The organism is Rhodovulum sp. (assembly GCF_011048875.1).
Taxonomy (GTDB): Bacteria; Pseudomonadota; Alphaproteobacteria; order Rhodobacterales; family Rhodobacteraceae; genus Rhodovulum; species Rhodovulum tesquicola.
Genome location: NZ_DSDD01000140.1, coordinates 1 through 10,431, shown reverse-complemented (window position 1 = coordinate 10,431; position 10,431 = coordinate 1). Strand labels below are relative to the sequence as shown.

Below are 10,431 nucleotides of genomic sequence, written 5' to 3'. Positions count from 1 at the left end.
GCCGACCAGCAGCGCGGCCAGGAACAGCGCCGCGACCAGTGCGGAAAGCGCGGCGATCAGCGCCCGAAAGCTCATCGCCGCCACCCCTGCCCGCGTCCTGCGGGTTCGACAATTCGTTCGGCACACATGGCCGCGGTCCCCTCGCCCTTCATCATCTGTCCCGACGGGCGCAGGGGCCTGACGCAGACGATGCACGATGCGACCTCTGCGGTCTGGCCGCCTCCGGGTCGCGCCCCGCGCCCGGACAGGGTGATCTTGCCTCGGCAGGTCTCCTGGCTTGCGGGTCATCGCTTGGCTGGCCTTCCCGGGGCATTGCGCCCAGTGGCACCTGTCAGCCGCGCTCTCCGCCTACAGTTGCGGGGGCAGCCGCGGAATTGCCCGTTGCCGGGCGCACCGCGTTCCCTTTTCATCCGCCCCTTGCGGGGCAGAACCGAAGCGGGTCACGCCTAGCGCATCGGCGGGAAATGTGAAAGGCCCTGATCGTCCGTCGGGCGGTGGCAGAGGGGGAATCCGGAAATCGGAATTCCATCTGACTTTCATCGGACTTTCATCGGACTTTCATCGGACTTTCGTCGGCATCGCCCGCCCGGCCCTGCTCGCCCGCCAGACCGCGCAGGATCGGGCAATCGGGCCGGTGATCGCCCGCGCAGGCCTCGACCAGATCGGCCAGCGTCGCGCGCATCTCGTGCAGTTCGGCGATCTTGGCGTCGATCTGGGCCAGGTGGTCCTGCGCCAGACGCTTCACATCGGCGCTAGCCCGGCCCTTGTCGGCGTAAAGCGCCAGCAGGACCCGGCATTCCTCGATGGTGAAGCCCAAGCTGCGCGCCCGGCCGAGGAAGGCGAGGTCATGGGCGTCGCGTTCGGAGAAATGGCGATAGCCGTTATCCCCCCGCATCGGGCGGATCAGGCCGATCTCCTCGTAATGGCGGATGGTCTTTGGCGGCAGCCTGGTGCGCTCGGCCACCTGTCCGATATTCATGCGACCCTCCCGGTCACGGGGCGAAGCCGGCGCAATACAGCCCCTCGAGCCCCAGCCGCGTGGTGGTCGTGGTGGAAACGGTCGCGTCCATCCCGATCCCCCGGGTCCGGATGCACCCGAGATAGGGGTTCCAGTTACAGGAAGGTCAAGGGCCGGTCGCGGGGAACGGGCGTCATTTCGGCAGGAAGCCGCCCTGCCGCCCGACGATATGGCCATGCACGCGCTGCCCCGCCCCACTCAGCGCGGTGTCGGCGCGATGCACGAGGAACCATTGGCGCACCAGCGGCAGCGCCTCGGCCTCAAGCTCGACCAGGCGGCCCGCGCGCAATTCCTCGATCACCGTGTGGCGCGAGATCAGCGCGATGCCCAGCCCCGCCATGACCGCCTGTTTCATCGTCTCGTCGCCATCGACCTCGATCACCCGGGCGGGACGGCCGCGGCCCAGCCGTTCGAGATAGCGTTCCAGCAGGATACGGGTGCCGGAGCCCTCCTCGCGGGTGAAGACGGGCTGGGACATGATCGCCTCGGGCGCCACCCGCCCCTGCGCGGCCAGCGGATGGCCGGGCCGGGCGATCAGGATATAGGGGTGCGGGCCCAGCACGGTGGCCTGCACCTCGGGGTGGCGCGGCGGGCGGCCCATGATCGCGAGATCGACGCTGGCGCTGGCCAGGGCGTTCACGATCTCGTCGCGGCTGCCCACGCGCAGGATGACATCGACGGTGGAAAAGGCGCGCTGCAGGTCGGCCACGAGGCGGGGCGCGAAATAGCGGGCGGTGGCGACCACGCCCAGCGTCACCATGCCCTCCATGCCCTCGTTGATCGCGCGGACATGGTCGGCGCAGGCCTCCAGCGCGGTCTCGATGGCGCGGGCGCCGACCAGCACCGCCTCGCCCTGGCGCGTCAGTCGCGCGCCGCCCTGCGGCCCGCGTTCGACGAGGCGGGCGTTGAAGCTGGTCTCGAGCTGGCGCAACTGGCTGTGGACCGCGGGCGGGGTGAGGCGAATTGCCTCAGCCGCAGCGGTCAGCGATCCATGCTCGGCCACCGCCTGCAAGGCCCTGAGTTGCTTGAGGGTGACGGCTTCGGGCTTGGGCATTAATTTTTTTCTAACGCAGCTTCGAAGTTTTTAAATTCTGTACCGGGCGCGTTCTCGACTAGCAATCATGATCGGAAACCCGCCGCCAGATTCGGGAGGAATTTATGCAGACGAAGAATCCGATCCGGGATTTGCAGCATATCCCCGCCGCGCTTCAGCCGCTGATGAACGCGCTTTGCGAGGTCGGCGCCGACCTGTCCAACACGATCCAGCGCGGGCCTCTGGGCGGTGCGCTGGGCGCCGAGGTGGGCGAAAATACCGGCGGCGACACGCAGAAGGCGCTGGACGTGCTGGCCGACGAGGCCTTTGCCCGGCGCCTGGCCACGGCGGGTGTGCGCTGGTACGCCTCGGAGGAACAGGACAGCGTGGTCGAGCTTGACCCCAAGGGCCGCTTCGCGCTGGCGATCGACCCGCTGGACGGGTCGTCGAATATCGAGGTCAACGTGTCGATCGGCACGATCTTCTCGATCTTCGAGGCCAAGGAGGACGGCGATGCCAGCTTCCTGCGCCCCGCGCATGAGCAGATCGGCGGCGGCTATATCATCTTCGGGCCGCAGACCATGCTGGTCGTCACCTTCGGCAAGGGCACGCAGGAATACCTGCTGGACCCCGACAGCAAGCAGTTCGTGCTGGTGCAGGAGGCGGTCAAGGTGCCCTCGACGGCGCGCGAATTCGCGATCAACGCCTCGAACTACCGCCACTGGTCCAAGCCGATCCGGGCCTATATCGACGATTGCATCGCGGGCGACGAAGGCCCGCGCGAGAAGAATTTCAACATGCGCTGGGTGGCCTCGTTGGTGGCCGAGACGCATCGGATCATCAGCCGGGGCGGCGTGTTCCTGTATCCCGGCGATTTGCGCAAGGGCTATGAGAAGGGCCGGCTGCGCATGGTCTACGAATGCGCGCCCATCGCCTTTGTCATCGAGCAGGCGGGCGGGTCGGCGACGGATGCGCAGGACCGCATCCTCGACAAGACTGCGACCGGACTGCATGCCCGCACGCCCTTCGTCTTCGGCTCGACCGACAAGGTCAGCCGCGTCGCCGCCTATCACGACCTTCCCGAACAGGAGGTCAACGCACTCTTTGGCAATCGCGGCCTGTTCCGCGTCTGAAGCCCCCCGGGAGGATAGACATGAGCAAGAAACACCCGATCATCTCGGTCACCGGTTCGTCTGGCGCCGGCACCTCGACGGTCAAGCACACCTTCGACCAGATCTTCCGCCGCGAGGGCGTGAAGGCGGTGTCGATCGAGGGCGACGCCTTTCACAAGTTCAACCGCAAGGACATGAAGGCGGAACTCGACCGGCGCTATGCCGAGGGCGATTTCACCTTCAGCCATTTCAGCTATGAGGCCAACGAGCTGAAGGAGCTGGAGCGCGTGTTCCGCGAATATGGCGAGACCGGCACGGGACGCACACGCCACTATGTCCACGACAATGACGAGGCCGAGCTTTACGGCGTGGCGCCGGGCGAGTTCACCGACTGGGCACCCTTCGAGGAGGACTCGGACCTGCTGTTCTACGAGGGGCTGCATGGCGCGGTGGTCAATGACGAGGTGAACCTGCCCCAGCATGCGGATCTGAAGATCGGCGTGGTGCCGGTCATCAACCTGGAATGGATTCAGAAGATCCACCGCGACAAGGAAAAGCGCGGCTACACCACCGAGGCCGTGACCGACGTGATCCTGCGCCGGATGCATGCCTATGTGCATTGCATCATCCCGCAATTCACCGAGACCGACATCAACTTCCAGCGCGTGCCGGTGGTCGATACCTCGAACCCGCTGGTGGCGCGCTGGATCCCGACGGCCGATGAAAGCCTGGTGGTGATCCGGTTCAAGAACCCCCGCGGCATCGACTTTTCCTATCTGGTCTCGATGATCCATGGCTCGTGGATGAGTCGGGCGAACTCGATCGTCGTGCCGGGCAACAAGCTGGACCTTGCGATGCAACTGATCCTGACGCCGATGATCGAGCGTCTGGTGTCCGAATCGAAACGCGCCTGAGGAGGCAAGCGACATGAACGCCCCCACGAAGATCGACACCGGCGCCGAGGCGCTGATGGCCACCGCTATCCGGGTGCTGGCGATGGATGCGGTGCAGGCAGCCAATTCCGGCCATCCGGGCATGCCGATGGGCATGGCCGATGTGGCCGCCGTGCTTTACAACCGCTTCCTGAACGTGGACCCCTGCAACCCGACCTGGCAGGATCGCGACCGCTTCGTGCTGTCGGCGGGGCACGGGTCCATGCTGATCTACGCGATCAACCACATGCTGGGCTATGCCGACATGGACATGGACCAGGTGAAGAACTTCCGACAATGGGGCTATCGCACCGCCGGGCACCCTGAATACGGCCATGCCGACGGGATCGAGACCACCACCGGCCCGCTGGGCCAGGGCATCACCACCGCGGTCGGCATGGCGCTGGCCGAGCGGATGCACAATGCCCGTTTCGGCGACGACCTGGTGGACCATTACACCTATGTCATCGCGGGCGACGGCTGCCTGATGGAGGGCATTTCCCACGAGGCGATCGACATGGCGGGCCATTGGGGCCTGGGCCGGATGATCGTGCTGTGGGACGACAACAAGATCACCATCGACGGCTCGACCGAGCTGTCGACCTCGACCGACCAGCTTGCGCGGTTTGCCGCCGCCAAATGGCATGTGCAATCGGTCGACGGCCATGACCGCGAGGCGGTCGCCGCCGCCATCGAGGCCGCGCGCAACGATCCCCGCCCCTCGCTGATCGCGTGCCGGACGGTGATCGGCCAGGGCGCGCCGAACAAGGCGGGCAGCCACAAGGTGCATGGCGCGCCGCTGGGGGCCGATGAGGTCGCCGCCACCCGCGAAGCGCTGAACTGGCCGCATGAGGCGTTCACCCTGCCCAAGGAAGTCTACGACGCCTGGGGCGCGGTGGCCGCGCGCGGCCGTGCCGCCCGCGAGGGCTGGGAGGCGCGGCTGTCGGTGTCCGAGCAGGCGGGCGCGTTCGAGCGGTCCATCGCGGCGCCGGACAAGGCGGCGCTGGCCACCGCCATCGAGGCCTACAAGGCGAAACTGTCGGCCGAGGCGCCCAAGGTCGCGACACGCAAGGCCAGCGAGATGGCGCTGGAGGTCGTGAACGCGACGCTGCCCAACACGGCGGGCGGCTCGGCCGACCTGACCGGGTCGAACCTGACCGTCACCGCGGGCATGCAGCCGGTGTCGAAGGACAATTACGGCGGCAGCTACATCCATTACGGCATCCGCGAATTCGGCATGTCGGCGGTGATGAACGGGATCGCGCTGCACAAGGGCTTTGTCCCATATGGCGGCACCTTCCTGGTCTTTGCCGATTACGCGCGGCCCGCGATCCGGCTGTCGGCGCTGATGGGGCTGCCTGTGACCTATGTCATGACGCATGACTCCATCGGCCTGGGCGAGGACGGCCCGACCCACCAGCCGGTCGAGCATCTGGCGTCCTTGCGCGCCATGCCCAACCTCAACGTGTTCCGGCCCGCCGATGTGGTGGAAACCGCCGAATGCTGGGAAATCGCGGCGACCGCCAGCAAGACGCCCAGCCTGATGGCGCTGTCGCGGCAGAACCTGCCCTGCCTGCGCACCGCGCATACCGCCGAGAACCTTGTGGCGAAGGGCGCCTATGTCCTGCGCGAGGCGGACGGCGCGCGCGACGTGACGCTGCTCGCCACCGGCTCCGAGGTCGAGATCGCGATGAAGGCCGCCGACCTGCTGGCCGAGGAGGGCATCAAGGCGGCCGTCGTCTCGGCGCCGTGTTTCGAGCTTTTCGCGGAGCAGGACGCAAGCTACAAGGCCGCCGTGCTGGGCAGCGCACCCCGCGTCGGTGTCGAGGCCGCGGTGGAGCAGGGCTGGGCGGCGCTGCTGGGCGAACGGTCCGCCTTCGTGGGCATGTCGAGCTTTGGCGCCTCGGCGCCGGCCGAGACGCTTTATGCCCAGTTCGGCATCACGCCCGCGGCCGTGGCCGCGGCCGCCAGGAAACTGATGAAGTAGGAAGGGTTCATCATGACTGTGAAGGTTGCTATCAACGGCTTCGGCCGGATTGGCCGCAACGTGCTGCGCGCCATCGTGGAATCGGGCCGCACCGATATCGAGGTGGTCGCGATCAACGATCTCGGCCCGGTCGAGACCAACGCCCACCTGATGCGCTATGACAGCGTGCATGGCCGGTTCCCCGGCACCGTGACGGTGAACGGCGACACCATCGACGTGGGCCGCGGCCCGATCAGGGTGACGGCGATCCGCGACCCCAAGGACCTGCCCTGGGGCGACGTGGACATCGCGATGGAATGCACCGGCATCTTCACCGCGCGAGACAAGGCGGCGTTCCACCTGGAGAACGGCTCCAAGCGCGTTCTGGTCTCGGCACCCGCCGATGGCGCGGACAAGACCATCGTCTATGGCGTGAACCATGACGTTCTGACCGCCGCCGACACGGTCGTGTCGAACGCGTCGTGCACCACGAACTGCCTGAGCCCGGTGGCCAAGGTGCTGAACGACAGCATCGGCATCACCCGCGGCTTCATGACCACGATCCACTCCTATACCGGCGACCAGCCGACGCTGGACACCATGCACAAGGATCTGTATCGCGCCCGCGCGGCGGCCCTGTCGATGATCCCGACCTCGACCGGCGCGGCCAAGGCCGTGGGGCTGGTGCTGCCCGAGTTGAAGGGCAAGCTGGACGGCGTGGCGATCCGGGTGCCCACCCCGAACGTGTCGGTCGTGGACCTGGTGTTCGAGGCCAGCCGCACGACCAGCGTTGACGAGGTCAATGCCGCGATCAGGGCCGCGGCCGATGGCCCGATGAAGGGGATCCTCGGCTACACCACCGAATCGCTGGTCAGCATGGATTTCAACCATGATCCGCATTCCTCGGTCTTCCACATGGATCAGACCAAGGTGATGGAGGGGACCATGGTCCGCATCCTTACCTGGTATGACAACGAATGGGGCTTCTCCAACCGCATGGCGGATACCGCCGTGGCGATGGGGGCGCTGATCTGATGACGCTGGTGCCCCTGACATCGCTGGATGTTGCGGGCAGGCGCCTTGCGGTGCGGGCCGATCTGAACGTGCCGCTGACCCGGAACGGGGTGGGCGATGCCACGCGCATCGCCCGCTTTGCCCGGGGCATGAAACCGCTGCTCGATCAAGGGGCGCGGCTGATCGTGCTGACCCATCTGGGCCGGCCGAATGGCGAGATGACCCCGGCACTGACAACCGAACGGCTGGTGCCCGCGCTGGCCAAGGCGCTGGGCCGGAAGGTGATGTTCAACGACACCTGCGTCGGTCCCATCGTGGAACGGCGGGGCGGGGCCTTGCAGCCGGGCGAGGTCCTGCTGTGCGAGAACCTGCGCTTCGAGCGGGGCGAGGAACAGAACGATCCGCGGCTGGGCGCGGGGCTGGCGCGGCTGGGCGACATCTATGTGAACGACGCCTTTTCCTGCTGCCACCGCAAGCACGCCTCGACCACCTCGGCCGTGCTGGCGGCCGAGCGGGTGGCGGCCGGGCCGCTCCTGCTTGAGGAACTGGCTGCGCTCGAGGGCGTGCTGGACGAGCCGCAATACCCTTCGGTCGCGCTGATCGGCGGCGGGTCGGTTGCGCCCCGGCTGGGCGTGCTGAAACGGCTGGTGAGCAGGATCAACACGATCCTGCTGGGCGGCGGCATCGCCAACGCGTTCCTGTTCGCGCGCGGCTATTCGATCGGGCGGTCCTTCGTTGAGCCCGAATATGCCGAGGACGTGCTGGAGATCGCCGCGCGGGCCGAGGTCGCAGGCTGCCGGATCGTGATGCCCGAGGATTTCGTCGTCGCGGGGTTCCAGCGGGAGGGGATCAAATCCTATCCGGTGCCGCTGGGCGGCGTGCGGGCGAACCGGCGCATCCTGGATATCGGGCCGAACACCATCGCGCGCTATCAGGACATCCTGCGGGATGCGCGCACGATCCTGTGGAACGGCCCCATGGGCACCTACGAGACGCCGCCCTTCGATGCGGGCACGCGGGCGCTGGCCCAGAGCGTCGCGGAACTGACGCGCTCGGGTCTGGCGGTGTCGGTTGCGGGCGGCGGCAACACGCTGGTGGCGCTGAACCGTGCCGGGGTCGCGCATGACTTTACCCATGTCTCCACCGCCGGTGGGGCCTTTCTCGAATGGCTGGAGGGCCGGACGATGCCTGGCCTCGACGCCCTTGAACGCAAAGCAGACGCAGCCTGACGGAGGACTTTGATGGCACTGATTACCCTGCGGCAATTGCTGGACCACGCGGCCGAGCACGGCTACGGCGTGCCGGCCTTCAACATCAACAACATGGAACAGGGCATCGCGATCATGGAGGCCGCCAAGGCCGTTGATGCGCCTGTCATCATCCAGGCCTCGCGCGGGGCGCGGACCTACGCCAACGACATCATGCTGGCCAAGATGATCGAGGCGCTGTCGATGATCTATCCCGACATCCCGCTCTGCATGCATCAGGACCACGGCAACAACGAGGCCACCTGCATGTCGGCGATCAAGCATGGCTTCACGTCCGTGATGATGGACGGCTCGCTGGAGGCCGACGCCAAGACGCCGGCGAGCTATGATTACAACGTGGACATCACCGAGCGCGTCTCGACCATGGCGCATTGGGTCGGTGCCTCGGTCGAGGGCGAGCTGGGGGTTCTGGGGTCGCTGGAAACCGGCGAATCCGAGGCCGAGGACGGCCATGGCGCGGAGGGCAAGCTGGATCACAGCCAGTTGCTGACCGATCCCGATCAGGCGGTGGATTTCGTCAGGAAGACCAAGGTCGATGCGCTGGCCATCGCCTGCGGCACCAGCCACGGCGCCTACAAGTTTTCGCGCAAGCCCGATGGCGAAATCCTCGCCATGAGCGTGATCGAGGCGATCCACAAGAAGCTGCCCGACACGCACCTGGTGATGCACGGCTCGTCGTCGGTGCCGCAGGAATTGCAGGACATCATCAACGCCTATGGCGGCGCGATGCCCCAGACCTTTGGCGTTCCGGTCGAGGAAATCGTGCGCGGCATCAAGATGGGCGTGCGCAAGGTCAATATCGACACCGACTGCCGGATGGCGATGACCGGCCAGTTCCGCAAGATCGCGCAGGAAAACCCCAAGGAGTTCGATCCGCGCAAGTTCCTGAAACCCGCGATGGACGCCATGCGCGACCTGTGCCGCGAGCGGCTGGAAGCCTTCGGCACCGCCGGGAATGCCGGCAAGATCAAGGTCATCCCGATGGACGACATGGCCAAGCGCTATGCCTCGGGCAGCCTCGACCCCAAGACGAACTGAGACCCCGGACGGCCCGGCCCCGGAAACGGTCGGGCCGCCTGCCATGGAAACGCACGCCGAACGGAACCCGAACCCTCTGGGAGGATATTACATGGACCAGTCGAACCGCTATGCGCGTCTCGATCTTGACGAGAAAGACCTGATCGCGGGCGGGAGTCATGTGCTCTGCGCCTACATCATGAAGCCCAAGGCGGGCCACGGCTATCTGGAAACCGCCGCCCATTTCGCCGCCGAAAGCTCGACCGGCACCAATGTCGAGGTCTGCACCACTGACGAGTTCACCAAGGGCGTCGATGCGCTGGTCTACGAAATCGATCCGGCCAACGAGATCATGAAGATCGCCTATCCGGTGGAGCTGTTCGACCGCAACATCATCGACGGGCGCGCGATGCTGTGCTCGTTCCTGACGCTGACGATCGGCAACAACCAGGGCATGGGCGATGTCGAATACGCCAAGATGCACGATTTCTACGTGCCGCCCGCCTATCTGCGCCTGTTCGACGGCCCCGCGATGAACATCGCCGACATGTGGCGCGTGCTGGGCCGCAGCGTCACCGACGGCGGCATGGTGGTCGGCACCATCATCAAGCCGAAGCTCGGCCTGCGCCCGCAGCCCTTTGCGGACGCCTGCTATGAATTCTGGCTGGGCGGCGACTTCATCAAAAACGATGAACCCCAGGGCAACCAGGTCTTCGCGCCGCTGAAGGAAACCATCCGTCTGGTGGCCGACGCGATGAAGCGCGCGCAGGACGAGACCGGCGAGGCGAAACTCTTCTCGGCCAACATCACCGCCGACGACCATTACGAAATGATCGCGCGGGGCGAATACATCCTGGAAACCTTTGGCGAAAACGCCGATCACGTCGCCTTTCTGGTCGATGGCTACGTGACCGGCCCCGCGGCGATCACCACCTGCCGCCGCCAGTTCCCGCGTCAGTTCCTGCACTATCACCGCGCGGGCCATGGGGCGGTCACCTCGCCCCTGTCAAAGCGCGGCTATACCGCCTTCGTGCTGTCCAAGATGTCCCGCCTGCAGGGCGCCTCGGGCAT

The 10,431-nt window shown here is 66.4% G+C and carries 9 protein-coding genes and 1 riboswitch; of the genes, 7 read left to right on the top strand and 2 right to left on the bottom strand.

All coding sequences use genetic code 11. The annotated features are described in order from the left end of the window. Positions 1-245: 245 nt before the first annotated feature. Positions 246-450, bottom strand: a riboswitch (cobalamin riboswitch). Positions 451-547: 97 nt separating this feature from the next. Further along, the gene (cueR, locus tag ENN83_RS04855) at positions 548-979 is read right to left on the bottom strand and encodes a Cu(I)-responsive transcriptional regulator (RefSeq protein ID WP_287184703.1); all 432 of its coding nucleotides are present in this window, start codon (positions 977-979) and stop codon (positions 548-550) included. Between the two features lie 172 nt (positions 980-1,151). Then, complete coding sequence (locus ENN83_RS04850; protein WP_287184700.1) at positions 1,152-2,072, bottom strand: LysR family transcriptional regulator; 921 nt, start codon at positions 2,070-2,072, stop codon at positions 1,152-1,154. Between the two features lie 104 nt (positions 2,073-2,176). Here ENN83_RS04850 and ENN83_RS04845 point away from each other — a divergent pair, with 104 nt between their 5' ends. The 7 genes from ENN83_RS04845 to ENN83_RS04815 all read left to right on the top strand — a co-directional run. Further along, entirely contained in the window at positions 2,177-3,184 is a 1,008-nt protein-coding gene (locus tag ENN83_RS04845) for a class 1 fructose-bisphosphatase (protein WP_287184697.1), read from the top strand. A 20-nt stretch (positions 3,185-3,204) separates the two neighbouring features. Then, positions 3,205-4,077, top strand: a complete 873-nt coding sequence (locus ENN83_RS04840; RefSeq protein WP_287184695.1) for a phosphoribulokinase — start codon at positions 3,205-3,207, stop codon at positions 4,075-4,077. A gap of 13 nt (positions 4,078-4,090) precedes the next feature. Beyond that, positions 4,091-6,082, top strand: a complete 1,992-nt coding sequence (tkt, locus tag ENN83_RS04835) for a transketolase (RefSeq protein ID WP_287184693.1) — start codon at positions 4,091-4,093, stop codon at positions 6,080-6,082. Between the two features lie 12 nt (positions 6,083-6,094). After that, positions 6,095-7,096, top strand: a complete 1,002-nt coding sequence (gene gap, locus ENN83_RS04830) for a type I glyceraldehyde-3-phosphate dehydrogenase (RefSeq protein ID WP_287184691.1) — start codon at positions 6,095-6,097, stop codon at positions 7,094-7,096. Continuing rightward, positions 7,096-8,304 (top strand): phosphoglycerate kinase, encoded by a 1,209-nt coding sequence (locus ENN83_RS04825; protein WP_287184687.1) that lies wholly within the window; start codon positions 7,096-7,098, stop codon positions 8,302-8,304. The genes gap and ENN83_RS04825 overlap by 1 nt, the downstream gene beginning before the upstream one ends. A gap of 12 nt (positions 8,305-8,316) precedes the next feature. Continuing rightward, entirely contained in the window at positions 8,317-9,381 is a 1,065-nt protein-coding gene (gene fba / locus ENN83_RS04820; RefSeq protein WP_287184685.1) for a class II fructose-bisphosphate aldolase, read from the top strand. Between the two features lie 91 nt (positions 9,382-9,472). Beyond that, positions 9,473-10,431: ribulose-bisphosphate carboxylase (locus tag ENN83_RS04815; protein WP_287184682.1), on the top strand; the 959-nt coding region annotated here is incomplete at its 3' end.

Excerpts from the sequence above, each read along its gene's own strand:
- ENN83_RS04825 (WP_287184687.1), top strand. The coding sequence starts at position 7,096 with ATGACGCTGGTGCCCCTGACATCGCTGGATGTTGCGGGCAGGCGCCTT.
- gap (WP_287184691.1), top strand. The coding sequence starts at position 6,095 with ATGACTGTGAAGGTTGCTATCAACGGCTTCGGCCGGATTGGCCGCAAC.
- ENN83_RS04850 (WP_287184700.1), bottom strand. The coding sequence starts at position 2,072 with ATGCCCAAGCCCGAAGCCGTCACCCTCAAGCAACTCAGGGCCTTGCAG.
- cueR (WP_287184703.1), bottom strand. The coding sequence starts at position 979 with ATGAATATCGGACAGGTGGCCGAGCGCACCAGGCTGCCGCCAAAGACC.
- ENN83_RS04845 (WP_287184697.1), top strand. The coding sequence starts at position 2,177 with ATGCAGACGAAGAATCCGATCCGGGATTTGCAGCATATCCCCGCCGCG.
- fba (WP_287184685.1), top strand. The coding sequence starts at position 8,317 with ATGGCACTGATTACCCTGCGGCAATTGCTGGACCACGCGGCCGAGCAC.
- tkt (WP_287184693.1), top strand. The coding sequence starts at position 4,091 with ATGAACGCCCCCACGAAGATCGACACCGGCGCCGAGGCGCTGATGGCC.
- ENN83_RS04840 (WP_287184695.1), top strand. The coding sequence starts at position 3,205 with ATGAGCAAGAAACACCCGATCATCTCGGTCACCGGTTCGTCTGGCGCC.